Annotated in this window: 16 protein-coding genes and 5 pseudogenes; 3 read left to right on the top strand and 18 right to left on the bottom strand. The window is 47.7% G+C overall.

Annotated elements, in window-relative coordinates:
* Nucleotides 1-25: 25 nt before the first annotated feature.
* From IPL71_RS05065 to IPL71_RS04985, 17 genes and pseudogenes are all read right to left on the bottom strand, one after another.
* Nucleotides 26-4,201 carry a hypothetical protein gene (locus IPL71_RS05065; protein ID WP_345319456.1) on the bottom strand — a complete coding sequence of 1,392 codons (4,176 nt, stop codon included), beginning with the start codon at nt 4,199-4,201 and terminating at the stop codon, nt 26-28.
* 3 nt (nt 4,202-4,204) lie between these two features.
* Nucleotides 4,205-5,176: a universal stress protein gene (locus IPL71_RS05060; RefSeq protein ID WP_345319454.1), complete on the bottom strand. Its 972-nt coding sequence runs from the start codon at nt 5,174-5,176 to the stop codon at nt 4,205-4,207.
* A gap of 417 nt (nt 5,177-5,593) precedes the next feature.
* The gene (locus IPL71_RS05055) at nt 5,594-6,448 is read right to left on the bottom strand and encodes a hypothetical protein (RefSeq protein WP_345319452.1); all 855 of its coding nucleotides are present in this window, start codon (nt 6,446-6,448) and stop codon (nt 5,594-5,596) included.
* Nucleotides 6,449-6,456: 8 nt separating this feature from the next.
* The gene (locus tag IPL71_RS05050) at nt 6,457-7,440 is read right to left on the bottom strand and encodes an aldo/keto reductase (protein ID WP_345319450.1); all 984 of its coding nucleotides are present in this window, start codon (nt 7,438-7,440) and stop codon (nt 6,457-6,459) included.
* 181 nt (nt 7,441-7,621) lie between these two features.
* Nucleotides 7,622-9,127: an L-arabinose isomerase gene (gene araA / locus IPL71_RS05045; RefSeq protein WP_345319448.1), complete on the bottom strand. Its 1,506-nt coding sequence runs from the start codon at nt 9,125-9,127 to the stop codon at nt 7,622-7,624.
* An 81-nt stretch (nt 9,128-9,208) separates the two neighbouring features.
* Entirely contained in the window at nt 9,209-9,898 is a 690-nt protein-coding gene (gene araD / locus IPL71_RS05040) for an L-ribulose-5-phosphate 4-epimerase (protein WP_345319446.1), read from the bottom strand.
* A gap of 95 nt (nt 9,899-9,993) precedes the next feature.
* A pseudogene (locus IPL71_RS05035) lies at nt 9,994-11,626 on the bottom strand (xylulokinase).
* A gap of 42 nt (nt 11,627-11,668) precedes the next feature.
* Nucleotides 11,669-12,655, bottom strand: coding sequence for an NAD-dependent epimerase/dehydratase family protein (locus tag IPL71_RS05030; protein ID WP_345319444.1), 987 nt, complete (start codon nt 12,653-12,655; stop codon nt 11,669-11,671).
* Between the two features lie 88 nt (nt 12,656-12,743).
* Entirely contained in the window at nt 12,744-13,340 is a 597-nt protein-coding gene (locus IPL71_RS05025) for a Gfo/Idh/MocA family protein (RefSeq protein WP_345319442.1), read from the bottom strand.
* A gap of 61 nt (nt 13,341-13,401) precedes the next feature.
* Nucleotides 13,402-13,908, bottom strand: a complete 507-nt coding sequence (locus IPL71_RS05020) for a Gfo/Idh/MocA family protein (RefSeq protein ID WP_345319440.1) — start codon at nt 13,906-13,908, stop codon at nt 13,402-13,404.
* A gap of 1 nt (nt 13,909) precedes the next feature.
* Nucleotides 13,910-14,377, bottom strand: a complete 468-nt coding sequence (locus tag IPL71_RS05015) for a heme-degrading domain-containing protein (RefSeq protein ID WP_345319438.1) — start codon at nt 14,375-14,377, stop codon at nt 13,910-13,912.
* 227 nt (nt 14,378-14,604) lie between these two features.
* A pseudogene (gene mmsB / locus IPL71_RS05010) lies at nt 14,605-15,767 on the bottom strand (multiple monosaccharide ABC transporter permease).
* Nucleotides 15,768-15,769: 2 nt separating this feature from the next.
* Nucleotides 15,770-17,304, bottom strand: a pseudogene (gene mmsA / locus IPL71_RS05005) (multiple monosaccharide ABC transporter ATP-binding protein).
* 167 nt (nt 17,305-17,471) lie between these two features.
* Nucleotides 17,472-18,524: a multiple monosaccharide ABC transporter substrate-binding protein gene (gene chvE / locus IPL71_RS05000; RefSeq protein ID WP_514130743.1), complete on the bottom strand. Its 1,053-nt coding sequence runs from the start codon at nt 18,522-18,524 to the stop codon at nt 17,472-17,474.
* Between the two features lie 259 nt (nt 18,525-18,783).
* Nucleotides 18,784-19,437: a substrate-binding domain-containing protein gene (locus IPL71_RS04995; RefSeq protein WP_345319435.1), complete on the bottom strand. Its 654-nt coding sequence runs from the start codon at nt 19,435-19,437 to the stop codon at nt 18,784-18,786.
* A gap of 14 nt (nt 19,438-19,451) precedes the next feature.
* Nucleotides 19,452-19,745: pseudogene (locus IPL71_RS04990) on the bottom strand (LacI family DNA-binding transcriptional regulator); the annotation flags it as partial.
* A 377-nt stretch (nt 19,746-20,122) separates the two neighbouring features.
* Nucleotides 20,123-21,493 carry a gluconeogenesis factor YvcK family protein gene (locus IPL71_RS04985; RefSeq protein WP_345319434.1) on the bottom strand — a complete coding sequence of 457 codons (1,371 nt, stop codon included), beginning with the start codon at nt 21,491-21,493 and terminating at the stop codon, nt 20,123-20,125.
* A 202-nt stretch (nt 21,494-21,695) separates the two neighbouring features.
* Here IPL71_RS04985 and IPL71_RS04980 point away from each other — a divergent pair, with 202 nt between their 5' ends.
* The 3 genes and pseudogenes from IPL71_RS04980 to IPL71_RS04965 all read left to right on the top strand — a co-directional run bounded on the left by IPL71_RS04980 (nt 21,696) and on the right by IPL71_RS04965 (nt 24,086).
* Nucleotides 21,696-22,661, top strand: a complete 966-nt coding sequence (locus IPL71_RS04980; protein WP_345319432.1) for an ROK family protein — start codon at nt 21,696-21,698, stop codon at nt 22,659-22,661.
* Nucleotides 22,662-22,760: 99 nt separating this feature from the next.
* On the top strand, nt 22,761-22,970 hold the full coding sequence (locus IPL71_RS04975; RefSeq protein ID WP_345319941.1) for a hypothetical protein: 210 nt from the start codon (nt 22,761-22,763) through the stop codon (nt 22,968-22,970).
* Nucleotides 22,919-24,086: pseudogene (locus IPL71_RS04965) on the top strand (aminotransferase class III-fold pyridoxal phosphate-dependent enzyme). The gene IPL71_RS04975 and the pseudogene IPL71_RS04965 overlap by 52 nt, the downstream one beginning before the upstream one ends.
* A gap of 66 nt (nt 24,087-24,152) precedes the next feature.
* Here the strand turns inward: IPL71_RS04965 and IPL71_RS04960 are convergent.
* The gene (locus IPL71_RS04960; protein WP_345319430.1) at nt 24,153-24,740 is read right to left on the bottom strand and encodes a toll/interleukin-1 receptor domain-containing protein; all 588 of its coding nucleotides are present in this window, start codon (nt 24,738-24,740) and stop codon (nt 24,153-24,155) included.
* Between the last annotated feature and the right edge of the window lie 49 nt (nt 24,741-24,789).

Genomic DNA, 24,789 nt, shown 5'->3' with positions numbered 1-24,789 from the left:
CTGTGCCTCAAGCGCAGCATAACAGCTATCTGAAAGGAATGTCCCGGCATAATTTTTTAATGAAGAGAGTCGGCATGAGATATTCGAACATGGTTCCACTCCATGAGAGCAGAACCTGCTTGCCGTTGGCCTCTGTCACCGGCCGTCCCAAATGCTGCCAGTGACTCTGCGGCACATCTCCCTTTGCAATGGCGACCAAACTGGCGATGCGTGCTTCAGATGCCAGAAGATCGTAATAACTCGGATCAAGTTGTTCGGTGCTGGCGTTATATCCAATGTGAAAAACCTGCCGGCGTTCATGGAATAAAAAGCGGAAATCCATATTGGTCACGGCGGCATCTGCCTGCTCGGCCATATCGCGAAAGCCGATCAGCAGCGGCTGAACGGTCATGTGGGCTGTTGAAAGATCATCACTCAAACTTTTACACCATGCGAGTGTCGCCTCATCCGATTGATGCATCTTAAACTCGTTCAATGCTTTTTGAACATGCTCATACACGGCGGATGCCTGCTCAAGTACGGGCAGTTCAACGGGCAGACGGTTACGGAAATCCTGCCAGGCGGGAGTCAACATAAACGGCGCGGGAGATGCATCCAGGCGGCTGATCCAGGGTGCAAATAAATCCAGACTGCGCTGCATATCTTTTAAGTGGTGCTGCATTAGGTCAAGATAGAGTTGCAGATCGATCAGGGATTCAGGCTGTAGATTGGGATGACTCTCAAGCAGATCCATCAAACGATGCGAGACTCTTTCCCAGCCTTCGCCTGAGAGCCAGTCGAGAGTCATCTTCCACGCTGCGGGCTGGGTTTGCATGGCATTGATGCGTTCGTAAATACTGGTCAACTCAACTTCAAAAGATTCAATGGAAGCGTGTGGATTATTTTTTTCAAGCGCCTGTAATGCTTCTGCCAGAATATCCAGAATGGTCAATAAACCCTTCCATTGTTTTTCACCCAGGACAGGCGCTTGTGTCATGGCAAGACAACCCTGTCGCAGGGTAATTAAACAGGCGGCCAGATTACCGCTGTCTACAGTGGAAATGTAACGGGGCGGGAGTGCTATTAGTGTTTGTGAGTCGTACCAGTTAAGAAGATGTCCGCGGTAATGTTCCAGATCGTTCATGGTCTCAAGTGTTGAGCGCAAGCGGACGGCCAGTTCAATTAATCCCATATATCCCAGATCATAAGCTGAAAGTGTAGACACCAAAAATAAACCGATATTGGTCGGTGTGGTGTAATGTGCCACACTTCCGCGCGGTGACTCTTGAAAATGATCGGGCGGCAGCCAATGGTCATTCGGGCCGGCGAATTGTTCAAAAAATGCCCAGGTGCGCCGCGCCAAACGATGAACCTGTCTGCGTTGAGGCAGCGAGAGCGGAGTAACCGTATGCATAACGGGCTTGCTGATCGTATAAGCGATCTGCGGCGAAACAAGCCAGACAAGGAGCAAGAGCAGCGCAATCCATAACGCACTGGGATTAAGAATGAAAATCGTTATTCCCAATAGAGCGGTAAAGACCAAAGACGCCACCATTTCATTCAGTGTTTCGTAATGCGCGTTCAATCCAAAAGCACGCGCCACATTAGCCGCTGTTGTCCATTGCAGCAGGTTTCTGCGCGCGATCAACAGACGCGCCAATGTAGTACGAATTGCGCCCAGCATCAGCAGCGCTTCATACGGCAGAAAAACAATGGAAAGCGCCCAGCGGGTAAGCGGCAGTTGAGTTGGTTTGATAAGTTGTTTAAGAGTTAATCCGCTCTTAAAATTGTATCGAACGTGTTGAACAGTTTGCGCCATGATCGGCAGAATGGAAGGCAGCAATACCAGCAAAGTCCAGACCAGAGGCGAGCCGGGCAAATACAACCAGCCCGCAATTAGCAGCGCCAACAAAGTGGGCGGCAGAAGACTGCGGCGCATATTATCAAAGATCTTCCAAACATTGATAATGGATAATCGATTACGCGCGAGTCCGTTTTCATTTTGGACAATGGGAAATAACCACGGCAATAACTGCCAGTCGCCGCGAATCCAGCGCCGCAAACGATGAGCATAGACTACATAACGCCACGGATACTCCTCGTAGAGCACGATATCTGTAACCAATGCCGCGCGGCCATAAATCCCTTCAAACAGATCATGACTGAGCAGTGTGTTCTGACGCACCTGTCCCGCCAGACTGCGTTCAAAAGCGGCGACATCATAAATCCCCTTGCCCACGTAACTGCCTTCGCCAAATAGATCCTGATACACATCTGAAACGGCGAAGGAATACAGGTCAAAGCCGGAGTTTCCGGCAAAGATTTGCGAAAAGATGGAACGATTCGCGCTGGTCGGCTTGATCGCTACACGCGGCTGCAAAACTGTATACCCGGCAACAACTGTCCGTCCGTCTGCGGAAAATTGAGCATGGTTAAGGGGATGTGCCAGAGTCGCGATTAATTGATTGGCACTACCCTGCGGCAGGGATGTATCTGCATCAAGCGTGATCACATATTTGATGCCAGATAAAATACTTGCATCCCCCACCTGGGTCGTATAGTGTGCCTGAGGCGCCCGCCTCTCCCGCTCTCCTGATCGATGCCGAAGATTTTCATCTTCAAGTTGTGCATCTCCCAGGTTGAGCAGCAGCCGATTAAAATCGGCCAGTTTTCCGCGCTTACGTTCCCAGCCCATCCACACACCCTCTGATCGATTCCACTGACGATGTCGATGGAATAAATAAAAGGGCGCGGCTTTCGCGTACTTCTTATTTAAGTTTTCAATACCGAGGCTTGCCAGATCAAGCATTTTTTCATCCTTTGGCATATCCTCTGACGGCGCATCACTAAAGTCGGTCAGCAATGCATAGGTCAACTGCGGATCTGGATTAGACAGGTAATAAAGCTCCAACTCTTGCAGGAGATGATTAAGTTCAGTTTCACTTTCCAATAAAGTTGGGACAACCACCATGGTACGGTTTCCAGCTGGAATGCCTTCAGAAAAATCCATACGCGGCAGGCTTTGCGGCTTGATGCGATGGGTCACATTCCAATGCACAAGGTTGATGGCGGCTTCCAATGCCAAACCAAACCCAAGCACCCCCACCGTGATAAGTTGAGCAAGCGACCCGCCTGAATCCATTGCATATAAGATCAGTCCAAAAGCAAAGAGCAGGGAAAGGAAGGCAATACTTCCAAGGTAAATAAACGTGGGAACTGTGAGCAAGGCGCGGCGCAGTTGAACTCTGAATTCCAACTGATAATTGATATTTTTTTCGAGTTTGGCACGGCCTTTATCGATCAGATAAAAACCAATGTGCGCTTCCCGGCGGGATGCATTATCACTGACAGTGCGAGCAAGTTCAACCGTGGAGAGTGCGATCTCCTCTTCACTAAAATTTGAATGACGTGATAATTCCTCGATCACGCTGCGATAACTATTGCGTGTTTTAAAATCCATGCCGGCGTAGATATTCGCCGGGTCATTACGTAAAATCTTTTCCACACGGCTTGTCTGCTCAAAGAAATCCTTCCAGTCTGTGGAGGCAAGCAAGCGCAGACTAAGAAAACAATTGGCGACAATCGTTTCATTTGCCGGCGCAAAGAAAACAAACTCGTTCGCGGCCTGCCTCGGAGCCTTCGTCACCTCCATTCCAGTCAATTCAGCAGCGGCGTAGACGAGCTGTTCCAGAATTCCAATGCGCAGCATGATCGGAAACGCCCACAGTTCCCCAATCGTCAACGGCGTGACCTGCTGATAGTACTGGATAAAGGCCGCAGATTGAGTCAGATCGAGCTGACTCTGACTGTATAAAATCCATTCGTGCGCGAGGGCAAATATCCGCGTGTGGTCTTGAAGGGATGTCTCATCCAATTTGGGTAACTGGCTGAGGAAACTTTCAGGCAGGTCCTCTTTGATCTGGCGAAAGGTCTGTTTGACAATGTAGAAATTATCCAGCATCCATTCACCGGCATGGGAAACCGGCAGGTCATCTGACGGCGCAATTTTAAATAATGCGTTGGCGTTACTTAAAGCCTGCTCCCAGGTTTTCAAATGTTTCAATAAGTCAGTTTTTTTTGAGCGCGATGCTTCAATGTTATCCACGCCCACAACCGTGACTGCGGCATGTGTTTGCGCCAGTTGACGCGCGAATTCTCCCAGCCGACTATCGGTATCTGAGCTGGCTGGTTCTGATGAAATAACCTGCGGGGCAATTTGCATGGGTTAACGCTCTACGCGTTCAGTTGCAGGCAGTTCCGGCGGAATTGTCTCCAGCTTCGGAGGCAGATCCTGCACAATGAGAAGCGGCACTTTTCCATACAGGATGAAATTATTAACGAGACTTCCATAAGGCCATTGATGATTCCCCGAGTACCCATGCGCGCTTAACACAACCATATCGAATTGCTCCTGCTCCTCCAGTTGATGCAGCGCGACGGCGGCATTGTCACTGGTGATGAGATGCGTATTAACGTTAATGCCTTCCAGATATGAACGCGCCTTGATCTGTTCGAGATAGCGCTCGGCTTCTTCATGATTACGCTCAACCATGCGGTTGGAAAGATCAATGTCTTCGGGCGCAGGCGGCATTTGACGCGCCATCTCCGGCGTTTTCACAACATGCACGAGATGTACCTGGGATTTATGAAAATGTGCCAGCTGCGTGATGACCGGTAAAACATTCTCCGCCCGCTGGGATCCATCCAGTGGAACCAGAATACGCCGATAAAGCGGAGCCGCTGACAATTCATCAGAGTAGACTCCGTATTGATGCGCCCGAACGATCAATAGCGAAGTCTGTGCGCTGAGGATGATCTTTTGTGTAACGCTGCTGAGTCCCCATTGCGTCAGGCCATTCCGCCCATGCGTGCTCAATACGATCAATTTCATTCCCTGATTTTGAGCATATTCAATAATCCCTTCGGCCACCAGCCCTTCCACGACTGTCGTGCGAGACCGAACACTTAATCCCTGGAAACAGGACTTTATCTTTTCCAAATAAAGCGCTGACTTTGTCTTATTGATCTGCCAGTTAAGTAGATCAAACATTTGCGCCGATGTGCCCGCCTGATTTTTCTCCAACATACGCAACAGGGTGACTTCCGCATCAAATGAGCGGGATATGGCAACGATATGCGGCAAAACACAATCCGCCAGTTGCGAGCCGTCCAATGGGGCGAGAATAGTATCGAACATGGGGTCATCCCTTCGATTCTTGCATAATGCCAAAATCAATTGACCAAGTAGTAAGAACCTTAATCAACTGCATTGTGGCAGTATTCATAATGTGATTGGGCTTGGGATTCATCTCGCGTATGCGAGTGGTATTAAGAAGCGCCGCGGAATGTTACGATAATCAGACTTGTAACGCACCTGGCAGAAATGAGTCTCAACCGTAAGCGGTTTAACTTACTAAAATCAGTATACTCCACTTTACGCGGATTAAAAGCATGACCTTCCATGTCCTGATCAATTATTCATTTTTCCAACACATAACTTCTCTGGCAATTCCCGCTATATCATTCAGAAGTACTTCCAAACAGGGAACAAAAAAACAAGCCGGATCAAAAAGCCGCAAACTTTCAATCGGGTTTACACAAAGTGCATACAACTTTATTTTTGATTTAGATACGATTGCACTTCGCCCGGCAGAGAATCCAACCCATCAAACAAGTCCCACGTCTCCACATGGTCAACCGATTCGCCAGGATTTAACATTTTTAGCGGAGCGAGGCTTTCGAGTTCCACAAATTGATCGCCGCAATATATTTCCGAATTGCAATTATTATCAGGGTGAAGCGAGTCAACATGAGCATCAAACGTCTTGCGGAACAAAATACCATCCAGCCAATAAGCCATCCAGCCATGAGGATTGAAATAACCCATCTTGAAAGGCGGCAGAATCGCATCTGCATTGAAGAATGTAAATTCATCCCCCAATTTCAGCCGCGTATCGTTGATACGCGCGTATGGCCAGAATGAAAATTGACGATTGGCAAGCAAACCTGCCGCATCTACATTCCCAACAGGCATGGGCAAAATTGCTGCTCCGCCCAAACGAAACTGGGTAATTGTCCACGGTGCCAACTCCACCGGCCATAAGCCATCATTGACGAGTGTATGAATCAATTTCACAGATGGCTTATCAGCCGCCAGATGAATTTCGATCCGTTTACGAATCCCTGAGCCGGGTTCTGTTTGCGTTTCAAGAATCACCCCATTGGGTAATTCCGTAATTATCATTTCACCGATGTCTGGAATATAAGTCCGCGGCAAGGCTTCGGGAGAATGCCACAGACGATGCCCGCCGCGAAAATAAAAATTCCCATAGGGCGTCGGGATCGGCGGCAGATTACTCAAATCTGCCAGCATGTTGGGCTTGCCCGCAGGGATAAGCCCCGAAATACGCTGTGATTCAGTTAGATATTCAATTTGCAAAAAGTCATTTTTCAAAACACATTTGTTCATGATTGTTTCTACCAGTACTGGTGTACCAAAGTGCGGATTTTTGAATCGTAGATCGTGCAGACTTTATCCATCGTATCAGAACTTAACGCAGGCATGTCAGCCGATCTGACATTGTCCTCAGCCTGAGCAGGGTTTTTTGCTCCGGGGATGGCACATGTCACAGCGTCAAACATCAGTATCCAGCGCAGAGCGAACTGCGGCATTGTCCAGCCAGCGGGGACGAGCGCACGCAATTCCTCAACGGCCTTCAAGCCAGTTTCATAATCCACGCCTGAGAAGGTTTCACCGCGATCAAAAGATTCACCGTGACGATTAAAGGCGCGGTGATCGTCCGCTTCAAAATTAGACTTGGCAGTTAATTTGCCGGTCAACATGCCGCTGGCAAGCGGCACACGCGCCAAAATCCCCACCTTGCGGCGCATGGCTTCAACAAAAAATAACTCGGCAGGCCGCTGGCGAAAAATATTGAAAATAATCTGCACGGTCTGCACATTGGGATACTCAATGGCCTTGAGCGCCTCTTCCACTTTTTCAACGCTCACGCCGTAATGACGCAGCTTGCCCGCGTGGACAAGATCATCCAGCACGCCGAAAGTTTCAGGCATGTAATAAACTTCTGTCGGCGGGCAGTGCAATTGCAAAAGATCGATCGCTTCTGTATTTAGATTTTTGAGACTGCGCTCGACGAAAGCAGTCAGGTTTGCGCGACTATACCCACCCGCCAGATGCGGATCAAGTCTGCGCCCGGCTTTGGTTGCCACATAGATGGTCTCGCTGCGCTCTTTGCGAAGCTGCGCCACCAAACGCTCCGAGCGTCCATCGCCATAAACATCGGCGGTATCAATGAAGTTGACTCCCAGATCAATGGAACGATGTAATGCTGCCAGTGAATCTTTATCATCCACTTTGCCCCATGTGCCGCCAATTGCCCATGCCCCAAAAGAAACCGTTGAAACTTTCCAACCCGTACGTCCAAGTTCGCGATATTGCATGAGGTCATTCCTTTAGTTCAAAGAAACCCTAAAGGTCCTCTTCTTAGACCTTTAGAGACTGTTTATTATTTCTTCCTTTTTACCCCCCCCAACCCCCCCACCCCCCCAGAAAAAAGTCCTCTTTTTTTTTTTTTTTTTGGTGGGGGGGTCAAATTATTAACCACCCCCCTAGGTTTTAAGTTTACAGACCTTTGTTCAAATGATAGTACAGATCATTCCAACGTAACTTTTCACGGAATTCCTGCACACGGGTATTTTCATCAATAACCACAAATTCAATGCCAGCCATATCAGCAAAATCCTGTAAGTGTTCTACGTTGACTGAATAGCTGAAACTTGTGTGATGCGCTCCGCCAGCATAGATCCATGCAGCGGCAGCTACAGATAAGTTAGGACGTGGCAGCCACAGCGCACGCGCCACCGGCAATTTGGGAAGCGGAGCATCGTTCGGAACGACATCCACGACGTTGGCGATCATGCGGAAGCGGTCACCCATGTGGATGATGGACGCGCCGACGGCAGCTCCCAACTGTGAGTCAAATACCAATCGGACGGGATCAGCCTTCCCCCCGATCCCGAGCGGATGAACTTCCAATTTCGGTTTGCCCGCCGAAATCGATTCACAAATCTCAAGCATGTGTGCGCCGAGATTCTTGTCACCGCTGGCACTGAAATGGTAGGTATAATCTTCCATGAAACTGACGCCGCCTTCCAACCCTGCATTCATAACCTTCATCGCACGCACAAGCGCGGACGTTTTCCAATCACCTTCTGCACCGAAGCCGTAGCCATCACGCATCAAGCGCTGAACAGCGCGGCCGGGCAATTGGGTCAGACCGTGCAGATCCTGGAATGTAGTGGTGAAGGCTTTGAAGTCGCCGTCTTTCAAAAAGTTGCGCATTCCAATTTCAATGCGCGCACCATCCCGCAGAGACGAGTTTCGAGCGCCGCCAGGCTTGAGCTCGGCAGAGACTTCGTATTCATCGAGATAAGTTTTGACTAGTGAGTCAATTTCAGCATCTGTTGCATCGTTGACATATTTCACCAGATCGCCAACGCCATAGCCGTTGACGGAATATCCAAGTTTAATTTCCGCTTCAACCTTATCGCCTTCGGTCACAGCGACTTCGCGCATGTTATCGCCAAAGCGGGCCAGCTTGCCGCCCTGCCAATCAGCCCATGCGGATGCGGCGCGCGCCCATACGCCCAACTGCCTTTGCACTTCCTCGTCCTGCCAGTGACCAACGACAACCTTGCGTTCGATGCGCAAACGGGTCCCGATGAAACCAAATTCACGGTCACCATGCGCGGACTGATTAAGGTTCATAAAGTCCATATCAATTGTTGCCCATGGGATTTCGCGATTATATTGAGTGTGCAGATGCGCGAACGGCTTCTTGAGCAAGGTCAGGCCGGAGATCCACATTTTTGCAGGCGAGAAGGTATGCATCCATGTGATGAGACCGATGCATTTCTTCGACGAATTTGCCTCAAGGCACAATTCACGAATCGCATCAGGCGTGGTGAGGACAGGTTTGAAAACAACTTTTACAGGCAGATGATTTGAAGCATCAAATGCAGCCGCGATCTCGCGCGAGTGTTCTGCGACCTGTTCCAATGTCTTGGGACCATACAAATGCTGACTGCCTGTTACAAACCAAACTTCATTTTGTTTTAGATCGATCATGATTGAATCTCCTTGTTTTTTCTGATGATAGACCGTAGACGATAGACCATTGACAATCTTTCATCGTCCATGGTCTATCGTCTATTGTCCGTAGTAAGCGTTTGCGCCGTGCTTTCTCAAGTAGTGCTTATCCAACAGCTCCTGCTGCATGGGTTGAATCCCAGGGTTGAGCATCATAGTCTGGATGTTCATGAATGCAACTTCTTCCATCACTACTGCGTTGTGAACAGCATCCATCGCATCCTTGCCCCATGCAAACGGACCGTGGCTGTAGACCACCACGCCAGGGACAGCATCGGGATTTTTATCCTGGAAGGTTTCTATGATGACCGTGCCCGTTTCTTTCTCGTACTCGCCCTGAATCTCCTCAACAGTCATTTTTCTTGTGCAGGGAATCTCACCGTAGAAATAATCGCCATGCGTTGTACCGAGCGCCGCAATGCCGCGCCCCGCCTGCGCAAAACTCGTCGCCCAACGGCTGTGCGTGTGGACGATGCCGCCGATGTTGGGAAAGGCTTTGTAGAGTTCAAGATGTGTCGGCGTATCGGATGAAGGTTTAAGTTCGCCGTCTATAACTTTGCCTGATGACAATTCAACCACCACCATGTCTTTGGCTTTCATCGTTTCATACGCAACACCTGAGGGCTTGATCACAACCAATCCCTTCTCCCGATCAACACCAGAGACGTTGCCCCATGTAAATGTGACCAGTCCATGTTTGGGCAGCAACAGATTTGCCTGAAATACTTGTTCTTTAAGTTTTTTGAGCATGATTCCTCTTTTTTGAAGTGGATAAGTGAGTAAGTAAACAAGTAGATAAGTAAACAGGTTCTGTATATGTCTACTTGTTTTCCTGTTTACCTATTTCACTTCAATCCTTCCACTGCGGCTCGCTCAATACCAAGCCCAGATTTGTATCTTTCCATGAATGCAGCAAAACCATCCACATCTTTTTGGTCGGGTGCAATAGTCGAGCCTTTTTCACCTGCAAAGACTTTTTCCGAGAGATACGCTTCCAGAGGTTGACTCCCTGTCTTATGAAGCATGTAGGATGCCAGCAATGCAATACCCCATGCACCACCTTCACCTGCGGTCTCCATCACAGAAACAGGGACATTCATCGCCGCTGCCATCATCTTTTGACCGACATCCTTTGTTTTGAAAAAACCACCATGACCCAAAAGCTGATCGATCTTCACTTTTTCCTGCTCAAAGAGGATGTCCATGCCGAGCTTCAACGTACCCAATGCTGAGAACAAGTGAACGCGCATGAAATTTGCAAGTGTGAAGCGGCTTTCAGGTGTGCGGACAAATAAGGGGCGACCCTCTTCAAAGTTCGTAATGGACTCGCCTGAAAAATAATTATATGCGAGCAATCCACCGCCATCTATATCGCCTGCGAGAGCTTTTTTAAACAGCATTTCAAACAGTTTGGATTCACTTATCTCTAAACCAAGCGCATCAGTAAATTCCTTAAACAGGTCAACCCATGCATTGAGATCGGAAGTGCAATTATTAGCATGTACCATCGCTACAGGTTTGCCCGTGGGAGTCGTCACCATATCGATCTCTGGATAAAGTTTCGACAACGCCTTTTCGAGAACGATCATGGCGAAGACAGATGTCCCAGCGGATACATTACCGGTTCGCTCTGCCACACTGTTAGTTGCTACCATACCCGTACCTGCATCTCCCTCAGGCGGACAGAGTGGAACGCCCGCTTGTAGTTGTCCGCTGGGATCGAGTAGTTTTGCGCCTTCTTCAGTAAGAACACCTGCGGCATCTCCAGCGACCAGAACCTTGGGCAAAATATCTTCAAGCTTCCACGGAAGGTTTTCGGCTTTGAGTTGTTCGTTGAAGAGCGCGATCATGCGCGCATCATAATTATTGATCTTGCTGTCAATGGGAAACATTCCTGATGCTTCGCCAATGCCCAACACTTTTTGCCCCGTCAACTTCCAATGGACATAGCCAGCGAGTGTAGTCTGGTGGCTGATGTCTTTTACATGGGATTCCTTGTTCAAGAGTGCTTGATACAGGTGGGCAATGCTCCAACGTTGGGGAATATTAAATTGGAACAGGTCTGTGAGTTTTTCTGCGGCTTGCCCTGTCATGGTATTGCGCCATGTACGGAAACGGGACGAGCAGTTTCCCATCTTTGTCAAAAGCCATATAGCCGTGCATCATGGCGCTAAAGCCGATGGACCCGACAGTCTTGAGCGTGACTCCATATTTTTCAGAGACATCTCTATTAAGATTTTGATAGCTTTCCTGCAAACCTTTCCATACAGCATCAAGGCTGTATGTCCAGACGCCGTTTTCGTATTGATTCTCCCATTCATGGCTGCCTGAAGCAAGCGGCATATGATCTTCGCCAATCAGCACAGCCTTGATGCGAGTCGAACCGAGCTCGATGCCAAGAACGGTCTTTCCGCTCTCAATTGCTTTTTGGATATCTTTTGATTCATATTCATCTCCTGTATTTAGACGATGGACCATTGACCATAGACCATGTCTACCGTTCACCGTCGGTGGTCTGTTCTATCCGGGATACCAAACTTTGCGCGAGTCATTCTCTGCGCGTACATAATCAAAGGCGGCGTCAATCAATTTGTGTAAGTTGTACTCGGGGCGCCAACCGAGTAAAAATTTTGCCTTGGTGTTATCGAGCCACGTTGAGTGGAAGTCAGTTTTGATCTCCACTGTTGGAAAACCGCGAGTTGAGTTTAAACACTTACCCATCTCACCGTAATCGACGGGCTCGTCCATGCAAATGTTGAATAATTGCTGACGTGCTTTAGGGTGATCGATCGCAGCCAGGATCGCGCCGACCAAATCGTCAACGTGGACAAAGTTTCTTTTAACAGGAGCAGCTTCCAGATTAAGCATGACCGGGATGGTCTGCGTCCGCACATATTCATCCGCAGTTTTCTCATCCACAAAATCACGCCAGCGCGGACCGCCGAACACATCCTCACCGAAAGAAAGTTGATATTTGAAATCATCCTTCTCCATGATCCACGGCGCGCGCAAACAGCATCCATTCAAGTTGTACTGGATGTAATACTGCTCAAGCATGACTTCTTCGAGAACTTTGGAGAGTGCGTAACAGCCAGGATAGGCAGAATGTTTTTGAGTTTCAGTAACAGGAACCGGATGCGGATAAACAAAATGCCCCACACCCGCATCGCCGCCGACCATAATGAATTGCTTGAAGGTCTTGCTGGTACGGCAGGCTTCGAGCAGCCAGAACAAACCTTTGACAGCTACATCCATAATTTGCTCGGGCGTTTCTTTAACAGTTGCGAGATGCAGAACGTGAGTCACACCGTCCATCGCCTTTTCAACAACTTCACGATGTTCGATGGAGCCATGTATATTTTGAATTCTTTCGTGTGGTGCAAGTTCGCGCTGATGACACAACGCACGAATCGTGAACGAGTTAAATTTCGGGTCTGCCAGCAATTGCCGAACAAAGACTTGTCCCACCTTGCCTGTTGCACCAGTGACTAAAATGGTATTGGTCATGGTTGCCTGCTTTTGAATTCAGACAATGGACCGTAGACGGTGGACGATAGACCACGGACAACCGTCCACCGTCTACAGTCGGTCTTCATCAACATTTCGTCCATTGTCCGTTGGCTTTACTAGATGCGATGGCGCTAAAGACAAACTTCAAAGTCATCAAACCGTCGAATGAATTTGGGAAATAAAGCGCCAATGGATTGGGCGTCTTCCCCGACCTTCTTGCTGCAATCGCTTCTGCTGCATCTGAATAGATATTTGCAAAGCCTTCGTGAAATCCTTCGGGATGTCCGGCCACAATGCGAGATGAATGTTTTGATAGTGGAAGTGTGCCAGGTCCGTTGGGTGTTCTATTTTGTGATGGCGCGCCCAACGGCTTGAAAGTCAGTGCCTGTGGGAATTCCTGCATCCATTCGAGCGAGCCTTTTGTGCCGCTCACGCGAATGCGCAAACAATTCTCCACGCCCGCCGCAGCTTGCGTCACCCAGTAACTTCCGCGCGCACCGTTCTCAAAGCGCAGCAACGCGCCGCCATAATCATGCACGACGCGGTTAGGAACAATGTTGCCGATCTCAGCGGCAACTTCTGCAATTTCAAGACCCGTGATAAAGCGGATTAAATTATGCGCGTGCGAACCAATATCACCATCACCAGAGATGGACCGCCGCGAACCGGATCGAATCGCCACGATGAAGACGGATCAGGCTTACTTTCATCTGCTTTGCCGCCTGAACATATTCCACCTGGAATCAGTCTGACCGTGCCGGGCTGCCCATCCGCGACCATTGCTTTTGCCTGACGCACCATCGGGTAGCCGTGTAATTATGAGTGAGGCAGAAGATCAGGCCTGTCTCCTGCACTTTTTTGTACAAGGTTTCGGCTTCTTCGAGTGTATTGGTCATTGGTTTGTCGCAGATCACATCAAATCCGCGTTCCAATGCCCACATGGCGTAATCAAAATGACTGTCGTTCGGAGTCATGATGGCGATCACATCTGCGCCATCTTTGCGAGCGGCTTCACCATCCAGCATTTCTTTGACGCTTGCATAAAGACGATTGGGGTCGAGTCCTAATTCCAATGCATCTTTTTTTGATTTTTCAAGATTTGAGGAGAAAATACCTGTCACGATTTCAAAACGGTCATCAAGGCGGGCTGCCTGCCTGTGCATTGCACCGATAAATGATCCCGACCCTCCGCCGATCACAGCCAGCCGGAGTCTGCGTCCCAACATGTTTATTACCGGATTCAATCCCATGCTATTTCTCCTGAGTTATAAAATCTCTAATGGCTTGAACTACCAACTTATGGTCTTCTTCCTGCGGAAGTCCGGAGACTGTGATGGTACCTACCATACCTGTGCCTTTCACAATGACCGGAAAACAGCCACCATGCGGGGCATATTCTTTTTCAGACAGCAAATATGCATCCTCTATGTTTTTCCCTTTACTTTTAAGCAGCTGTCCCATATAAAACGAGCTATGTCCAAATCTATATACAAGGCGGACTTTTCGTTTAATCCATTCGTCATTATCGGCTGATGTGCCGGGCAGACTCGCGTGAAAAAGTTGATGGTCTCCGCGAGTGATATCAATGGTCACAGTAAGCCCGCCATTCAAAGCCTTTTCAACAAGTTGACTGCCGATCTTCCATGCTGTCGTTTCGTTGAAATTTTCAAACTGAAGTTCCTGTTCTTCCTGAAGTAATTGCCTCAACATCTCATCCATGTCAACATCCCTTAATATGATCGAATGTCCGATATTTCATAGAAACCAGAACCAGCGGACAGTCAGAACAGCGTGCGTGATGTCTGTCACCTACCAACAAAATACAGACGAAAACTTAATTCGCTTGAGAACTATCTCGACACTCTTCTGTTTCCAATTTTAAGAAAAGTTACTGAATATTTTTCGCAGTGGACTCAGGCGTAACACACTTGATATACCTGAAATAATTACACATTCTTGTTTTTGTTATATACATCAAAGAAAACCGCGAGCAATAACACAAAACCTTTGATCGCCTGTTGCCAGTCAATACCGATGCCGAGAAGTGACATTCCGTTGTTCATCACGCCGATGAGAAACGCGCCGACGACCGCTCCGATCACTTTACCAATACCGCCTGTAGCCGATGCGCCTCCAATAAAACAGGCCGCGATCACATCCAACTCAAAGCCAACACCTGCTTTTGGCGTGGCCGTATTCAAACGAGCCGTAACGATCATCCCAGCCAAAGCGGCCAGAACGCCCATGTTAACAAATGTATAAAACAACAAACGCGGCGTATTCACACCGGAGAGTCTGGCAGCCTTTTCATTACCACCCATGGCATAAATACGGCGGCCAAGGACTGTCTGACTGGTGATAAAGGCATAAAATGTAATGAGCAGAAAAAGGATAACCAATACAGTGGGAAGACCTTTATAGGAAGCCATCAAATAACACAGCCCCATGACCGCCAAAATTAATGAAAATATTTTTTACGGCAAAAAGTAAAGAGGCGTTACTTCAAATCCATATTTTGTTGATTTTTTCTTGCCCGTATATCAATAACTATTAATAAAACCGAAAGTAATACCCCGATCAGGATGGTGGTAACGTGAAAGCCTTCGTAGTTAAAAAAGTCGGGGATAAACCCGGAGCTTAATTTCTGAAACTGGGTCGGAAAAGGTCCAACTGCCTCCCCTTGAAGCATAACCAGCGTTAAGCCACGAAAGATCAACATGCCTGCCAAGGTAACAATGAAGGCGGGAATTTTTACATACGCCACCCAATATCCCTGGAATGCTCCGATCAGCGCACCGACCAACAAGGAAATTACAATGGTCACGCCCCAATTGAAATCATACTTGACCATCAAAACGGCGGCGATTGCGCCAACAAAAGCGGCGACCGAGCCAACAGAAAGGTCAATCCAGCCTGCGACAATGATCAACAACATTCCCAGTGCCATAATAATAATATAGCTATTCTGCAGGACAAGATTTGTAATGTTCACCGGCTTCATCAGAATGCCATCTGTTTGATATTGAAAAAATATCATGATCACGATAAGCGCGATCAACATGCCATATTCACGGACATTGCTTTTGAAAAGAGTTGTCAGAGTCTTCATATTTACACTACCTCTTGTTGTGTCATAATATATTTCATTACTATTTCCTGGGATGCCTCACTCGCCGGAAGTTCACCTACAATCCTGCCTTCACGCATGATGTAAATACGATCACAAACCCCCAAAATTTCCGGCAATTCTGATGAAATCGAAATGATGCCCTTCCCTTCACTGGCCAGACGATTAATAATGGTGTAAATCTCATACTTCGCACCAACGTCAATGCCGCGTGTAGGCTCATCCAATATCAAAATCTCAGGGCCTGCAAACAGCCATTTACTAAGCACAACTTTTTGTTGATTACCACCGGAAAGATTTACCGCCAGCTGTAAAATGCTGGAGCATTTAATATTTAACTTATCACGATACTCACTGGTGACGGTCATTTCCTTTGGCTCATTTACGATACCGCCATCTGAAATTTCCTTTAAATTTGTCAGGGTAATATTGTTTTTAATTTCTTCGATCAGGATCAGACCATATGCTTTACGGTCTTCAGTTGCATAGGCGATGCCATTGGCAATGGCTTTATCAATGGTGCTAATGTCAACTTCCTCTCCATGCTTATAAGCTGTTCCGCTAATACGCGTACCATAAGCGTGTCCAAAAATACTCATCGCCAGTTCAGTTCTTCCCGCACCCATTAACCCCGCGATCCCAACAACTTCACCTTTACGAACAGAGATATTTACGTTGGTACTAACCTTACGGTCTTCATGAAGAGGATGATATACGTTCCAATCACGCACCTCAAAGATAGTTTCCCCAATTTTTGTATCACGCGGAGGAAAACGGTGGGTCAAATCACGCCCTACCATGCCGCGAATGATACGGTCTTCTGTAATATTATCTTTCTGACAATCCAAAGTTTCGATTGTGGCACCATCGCGAAGTATCGTAATCGAATCTGCCACCTTGGAAACTTCACTTAATTTATGTGAATTAAGATGGATGAAATCCCATGTTCCTTAAATTGCAGCAACAATTGAAGTAGTTTCTCGCTATCACTTTCATTTAGTGAGGCTGTCGGCTCATCTAAAATAAGAAGCTTGACCTTTTTAGCCAACGCCTTGGCAATTTCAACCAACTGCTGTTTGCCGACACCCATACTCGTAATTAATGTATTCGGCGACTCATGCAACCCAACTCGATCCAACAACTCCTTGGTCTTTGAGATGGACTCATTCCAATCAATGATGCTGTTTTTGGCGCGCTCATTGCCGAGAAACAGGTTTTCAGCAATGGAAAGAAATGGGATAAGTGCAAGTTCTTGATGAATAATGACAAGCCCAACTTCTTCAGATTCGGTGATATCCCGAAACCGGCATTCCTGGCCTTGAAAATAAATATCCCCGCTGTATGAGCCATGTGGATACACCCCGCTTAAAACTTTCATCAGGGTCGATTTTCCCGCGCCGTTTTCGCCCACCAACGCATGAATCTCTCCCTGCCGCACACTAAAACTTACATTATCAAGCGCTTTCACGCCTGGAAAAGTCTTTGTTATGTTGCGCATTTCCAAAATGACATCAGACATTTTTTCTCGTCCTTATTGTATATGGGGTAATAAATGGCAAACTTAATAGTGCTATTTTAATTCAAATTCTTCAAGTTTCAAAATAAATGTTAAATGGTAAATAATCGAAAATAATAAGATGGTGTGTGAGGGCATGATTGCCCTCACACACCAGACGTAAATACTAATTACTTAAGTTGGTCGGCTGTGATATAGCCGCTGCCGATCAAGAGTTCTTCGTAGTTGGTAATGTCAACGCTGAAAGGAATTAACAAGTAGGAAGGAACAATTTTGACGCCGTTATCATAAGTCTTGGTGTCATTGATCGGAACTTCCTGGCCTTTCAAAGCCGCATCAACCATCGCAGCGGTCTGCTTGGCAAGTTCGCGGGTGTCCTTGAACACGGTGTAGGATTGTTCGCCGGCAATGATCGACTTGACAGAGGCAACTTCTGCATCCTGACCAGTAACAACAGGCATGGGCTGAGCGGCTGTGCCGTAACCAACACCTTTCAGGGAGGAGAGAATACCAATGCTAAGACCATCATAAGGAGAAAGAACTGCATCCACACGTTTATCGGTGTAATAGGCGCTCAAAAGATTGTCCATACGAGCCTGGGCAACGATACCATCCCAGCGCAATGTACCAACTTTATCCATGCCCATTTGTCCGCTCTGGACAACCAGTTTGCCGCTGTCAATATAGGGCTGCAACACAGACATGGCGCCATCATAGAAATAGAAAGCATTGGTGTCGTCTGGGGAGCCGCCGAACAGTTCGATATTGAAGGGGCCAGCAGCATTTTTCAGGTCAAGACCGGTTTCGATCTGTGTTCCCATAATAACGCCCACGCCGAAATTATCGAAGGTGGCGTAATAGTCAACATTGGCTGTTTTGGAGATAAGGCGGTCATAAGCGATCACGAGAACGCCGGCATCCTTGGCTTGTTGGAGAACGTCAGAGAGGGTTGTTCCATCAATGGCTGCGATCACGAGAACATCAGCACCCTTGGTGATCATGTTTTCGATCTGAGCGAGTTGATTGGGGATGTCATCATCAGCAAATTGCAGATCGGTTGCATAGCCCATATCTTCAAAAACTTTGACCATGCTTTCGCCGTCAGAGATCCAGCGGGTGGAGGTCTTGGTAGGCATGGAGATGCCGACCAGTTTGGCATCTCCAGCAGGAGCATCTGTGGCAGCAGGAGCGCCACAAGCCGTAAGTACAAGACTGGCCAACATCAAAACAGCCAGAAGGTTGTAAAACAATTTCTTAGACATTTCTTCTCCTTGATTAGTAAATATAGAATTTTATGTTGGCGTATCAATTAGGCAAAACAAAATAACACCAGCAACATCGTCCTGCCTGGAAGCTTGCACTTCAGACGCCAATCTACCGAAGCACGCTCCCTGTTTACCAATTTTCTCCCCTTTCGCCTCACCTCCTTCTAAGTCCATTTCCATTTTTAGAATGCGCAATAGCACAGAATGGATACATTAATTAAGCCAGCCTTGAACTTTCACGAACTACAAGAGACGGCTGTATAAATACTGCTTGTGGAACAACAGATTGACTTCCCTGTCGAGCCTGGATCATCTCCACAATGTTTTGTACTGCCTGCTCACCCAGCAACTGAAGATCCTGTGAAATTGTTGTTAAGGAGGGATGGAAATAAGCCGACTCTGGGATATTGTCAAAGCCAATGACTGCTAATTGCTCAGGCACACAGATTCCTCGACGGGAAGCTTCACGCAACACACTCAGGGACATCTGGTCATTGGCAACAAAAACCGCATCCATGTCTGGAAATAACTCTAGCAACTGAATAAACGCCTGCTCTCCACTGGCGGATGACCAATTCCCCTCAGTGCAGTGCTGCTCTGAAGCATCAAAACCTGCTGATTGAAGTGTCTCTCGCCAGCCGCGTTTACGCTCGTCTGCCTCCCACCAATTTAACGGACCTGAGATATGGCCAATTTTTTTTCGTCCGCAATCCAATAAATGTTGAATTGCCATCACTGCCCCCTTAAAATTATCTGTTGCAACACTGGGAATACCGTCACGTGGCCGCATGGCAAGAAACAATACGGGGACGGGGGTTTTTTCCATACGTTCCTCAACCCAACTGTGATTGTCGCCAATCTCCGGCGCCACCCACAATATCCCGTCTACCTGTCGGGCAAGCAACGAATCAATGACATCATCAATTCTGTTTGAATGAAATTGTCCAATTCCTTCATCAAAAGCATATACCCAAGTTCATCTGCCTTATCAGCTACACCATTCAAAGTGCGAGATGGCCCAATATACTTCAAACCAAAGGTAACTACACCTAAAGTATAACTGCGCTGCTGTATAAGACTACGCGCAAGGGCGCTTGGACGATAACCTAAATTCTCCACCACCGTCTCCACCCGCAGGCGAGTCCCCTCGGAAACGTAAGAAACTTTATTCATCACGCGTGAAACTGTTGCGTTGACCTCCCACCCAAAGCCTGCGCCACATCTTTTATAGTGATACGTTTCCTTCTGTCTGGCTGAATCAACTGATTATCCTAAATAAGAATATTATGTTATCGATAACATGTTATCGATAACACAATATCAAAAATGTTAGCTGTAGTCAAGAGGATTTTTCAAGAAAAATTAAATCGAAATTTTGGGGAGAGTTTTTATTTTGTACTGACAGAAAAGATCCAATTGAATATGCCGAGCAACAAATTATGTTTTGAGAACATCTAGTAGCCCGATAGTTTTAAAATGGGACGCAGATGAACGCTGAAAACGCTGATAAAAAACCATTTTGCTCATGTTTTTCAGACTTTATCAATTTGTATTCTTTAGATCGTTCGATCGCCTAAAGGGCCTGTTCGTTCAAAAAATATATCCAAAATAACCTGGGCCAGTTTTTGTGAGTCATGCCGCCAGGGATGTCCATCATCTACAAGGTCTGTACAGTATGAACGCGAGTCTGATAGAGTTTTTTCATCCGCGCGTACCCAGGTAGACGCCTTGTCTATAACGCCTTCGTAATTATCGTTGCACAAAATAACATCAAACAGGTCTTCACCTACGTGGCCTTCCAAAGCGCGGACATGGTCATAACAGGTAAATGCGTCTGTTTCGCCTGATTGTGTGGCAATATTACAGACATAGATCTTAATCGCACGGCTGGCGTGCATGGCGGAGAGCAGATCGTGTACCAGCAAATTAGGTAACAGACTTGTGTACAAACTTCCCGGCCCGACCACGATCACATCTGCGTTCAGAATGGCTTTTATCACAGGTGGAAACGCGGATGCATTATCCGGTTCAAGCCAAACGCGGCGGACACGACCAGCCATTTCGGGAATCTTGCTCTCCCCTTCCACGCGGACTTCATTATTTGAGTGCGGCAATTCCATGCTGGCAACCAACTTAACATCATGCAATGTGGAAGGCAGTACACGTCCGTTCACTGAAAGCACACGACCCGATTCGACGACTGCTGCTTCAAAACTTCCGGTGATGTCTGCCAAGGCAGTGATGAATAAATTTCCAAACGAATGACCGTCAAGGTCGGGAGAACCGCTAAAGCGATATTGAAAGAGTTGCGTGAGCATGGCTTCATCATTGGATAAAGCCGCAAGACAATTGCGAATATCACCCGGAGGAAGAATACCAAAACTTTCACGCAATCGCCCGGATGAGCCGCCGTCATCGGCAACAGTGACAACTGCTGTGAGATTGCCGGTGTGCGTTTTTAATCCGCGCAAAAGGGTGGAGAGTCCATGCCCGCCGCCGATGGCAACGATGCGAGGTCCACGCTCACGGCGGCGAAACTCTGCAAGCTGATCAAATACATCAGAGCCGGGGCGGATAAACGGTTTAAGCAATGAACGGTTTAGCTGCAAGATACCATAGATGATGATGCCAATACCTAATCCGCCAAAGAGGAGGGCGCGCCAGACGCGAGGGATAAACCTTAAAGATGCATACGAAAGGAGGATAAGCAAAACAGGGTTGGACGAATCTGTACGATATAAGTCAATAAGAATAACGGCAAAGCCAAGCCCCAATAATGTAACGCCGAACATCACGAAGAAAAACCAGCGCCTGATCCCCAAGCCCGGACGAAACCAGCGTGGGATATCGCGCAGGGTTTGCCAGATACGCATAAGAAAATTACTCTGCATAAAAAAGATGATAGCAGGGTTGAGAGGATGAGTCAAATAAAATTTCCACTCCATGTTTGAAAATGCTTATGTCGCTCGGTTTCAAGAGAACGGCATGGCTTTTCCAAGGTCGCTGATTCTTATTGCGGGTGCTTGAACTTTTCGAAGAGAAGTTTGCGAATTTAGATTTTTTCTGAATTTGCGTTAAGATTTTTCTGACCTTGGAAAGACATGGAGAGGACGGCCTTGGCGAGGTGAAATGGCATACGGTATAATTGTGCTCATGCGTACAATCGTTTCAATTGACATAGGCGGAACGCAACTACGGGCCGCTGCTTATATTCAGGACCAGCGTGAGGCCATTGCTCATAAACGTGTCAAAACCAAGGCAAGTGAACCGGACACGTTCGGCCGTTTGGTCAAATTAATCGAAGATATTTGGCCGAAAACAGGCAAAGTGGACGCGATCGGGGTTTCCATTCCGGGGCCGGTTGATCCACATTCGGGCATTATTATGCTCACTCCAAACATCAAAGAATGGCGTGATTTCCCGATTACTGCAAAATTAACCGGGCATTTTGGCGTTCCCGCCTTTTTGGATAACGATGCAAATCTGGCCGGGCTTGCCGAGTGGAAATTTGGCGCGGGACGCGGACATCATGATGTTTTGTATCTAACCGTCAGTACTGGTGTGGGCGGTGGCGTAATCATCAAAGACCGTCTTTTGCAGGGATATCATGGCCTGGCCGCTGAACTTGGTCACACCACTATACAGGCGGAGAATGGTCCGCTTTGCGGGTGTGGTCAATACGGGCATCTCGAGTCGTACTCCTCAGGAACTGGGATCGAGCGTTTCGTGGCTGAGCAGCTTCGGGCGGGGCGTGAATCGGTTCTTAATCCAGAAAAGAAGAATTCGGCGCACGATATATCTGAAGCAGCGAAACAAGGTGATGCGTTATCCATTGAAGCGTATCAGGTTGCGGGAAAATATTTGGGGATTGGCGTGGCAAATTTCCTGCATGTGTTCGATCCATCCATTGTTATTTTTGGCGGCGGCGTTTCGCAAAGCGGGCCGTTGTTATTTGATACTTTCAATGAAAGTTTAAAGGAACGTGTTATTCATCCGCGTTATTTGGAAGGGTTGGTAATCACGAGAGCGGAATTGGGAGATGATTCAGGATTACTTGGCGCGCGCGCGCTGGCCGAGTTGAAATTGGACTCATAAGTTAATACCTAAGTAAGGACACGAGGAACGAGGGAAGAGATCGTTGATCTTTCCTCGTTGATTCGTTAAAGATTAAATGTTTTACTACAAGGAGCAGATATGATAATACCTAATTTACCAGGACCAAAAGCCAAGGCAATGATCGAGCGGGATGGAAAGGTGATCTCGCCTTCATACCCGCGCGGCTATCCATTTGTGATGGATCATGGAAAGGCAGCGAAGTATGGGATGTGGATGGCAACCGCTTTTTGGATTTTATGGGCGGCATTGCTGTGGTCTCAACCGGATATTCACACCCGAAAGTTGTGAAAGCGATTCAGGAACAGGCTGAAAAGTTCATTCATATTTCTTCAGATTTTTATCCATGAGAACTGGATCAAGCTGGGCGAAAAACTGGATGAGATCGCGCCGTTCAAGGAAGATGCATTAACCTTCATGACCAACTCCGGGACAGAGGCGGTTGAGACGGCGATCAAACTTGCGCGCTATCACACCAAGCGCACGAACTTCATTGGCTTCACGGGAGCGTTCCACGGACGCACCATGGGTGCTGTGACCTTTACCGCCAGCAAAGCCAAATATCACGGCGGATTTTATCCGCTGATGAACGGTGTGACTCACGCACCGTTCCCGAATCCATACCGACCAGTGTTGGAACGCCGCAAAGGTGAAGATTACGGTGAAGCAGTTGTACGTTATATCGAAGATGAGATTTTGCACCAGATCCTGCCGCCTAAAGATGTGGCTGGTATTTTGGTTGAAACGATCCAGGGCGAAGGCGGATATATTGTCCCGCCGGATGGGTTTTATCCTGCACTGCGCAAGTTGTGCGACAAGCATGGCATTTTGATGATTTTGGATGAAGTGCAATGCGGTATGGGACGCACCGGTAAATGGTGGGCCATTGAACATTTCGGCGTTGAACCCGATATGATCACATCTGCGAAGGGTATTGCTTCAGGTATGCCGCTCGGTGCGTGCATTGCGCGTAAATCCGTTATGGATTGGGAGATCGGCACGCATGGTAATACTTATGGCGGGAATCCCATTTCGTGCGCTGCTTCATTGGCAACGATAGACTTAATTGAAAATGGATATATGCAGAACGCGGCGGAAGTCGGCGCGTATGCGATGGAAGCACTGGAAGAGATGAAGTCTCGCCACCCAAGCATTGGAGATGTACGCGGTAAGGGATTAATGATCGGCGTGGAATTCGTACGCGATCAGGAGACAAAAGACCCTGCGCATCATCTCACCGAACGTGTCGTGGACCTTGGATATGAGCGCGGTTTGCTGATGCTTTCCTGCGGGAAGAGTGTGATCCGCATTGCTCCTCCCCTTTCGATGAGCAAATCTGAGATGGATGAAGGCTTGAGAATTTTTGAGGAAGCCTTGACAGTGGCAGAGAAGGAAGGAAAGAAATAATAGGAATGTGTAAATAAGTAATAAGTGAAAGGCCGCTGGGATTTTTAATCCCAGCGGCCTTTTGTTTTAGTGATTGTCTACATCATTGTCGTTGCCGACTATGATGTTGGAGCCGTTCATATCACCATGGATATGGATCGTGGTGTTGGAAGCTGGTTTCTTTTTAGGCGCCGCTGGTTTCTTCGGGGCGGCGGTTTTTTGAATGGCAGGGGCAGAGCCATCCACAGAAATCGGCTGGGCATTGACCTGACCTGCGCGCAGATTAAGGCTTTGCATTAATTTTTTCATGCCGTCAGCAGTGAAGGCGTCAACCCATTGATAGGTTCGTATTCTGTAGGGCATTTCGCATTCTTCAAGGCGGACGGGGATCAGGAAAATGCGTCCCTCGGGCATCTCAAGCGCCCGGTCAAGCGCGAGACGGATTTCCTTTTGGACATATCCTCCCTTGTCCACTGATTTCTTTGAGAGACAGAGCAGGATGATATCTGAAGTATCCAGGGCTTTGTTGATCTCAAAGTTCCAATCCTGACCGGGGAGGATCTTTTCGGCATCGAGCCAGGGGTCTGCTCCGCGTTCAACAAGGAGGTTGTATATATTCTTTACTTCCGCTTTATCGCCTGAGGAGTGACAGAGAAAAATTTTGAGTGGTTTCATGGCTGGGTCTCCCAATCGGCAAATTATACAACAAAAGAAAAAGCCTCAA

Origin of the sequence: Candidatus Villigracilis proximus, assembly GCF_016717045.1 — a bacterium.
GTDB classification, from domain to species: Bacteria; Chloroflexota; Anaerolineae; order Anaerolineales; family Villigracilaceae; genus Villigracilis; species Villigracilis proximus.
Note: the sequence above shows the minus strand (reverse complement) of the source record. Positions and strands in the feature narration are given on the sequence as shown.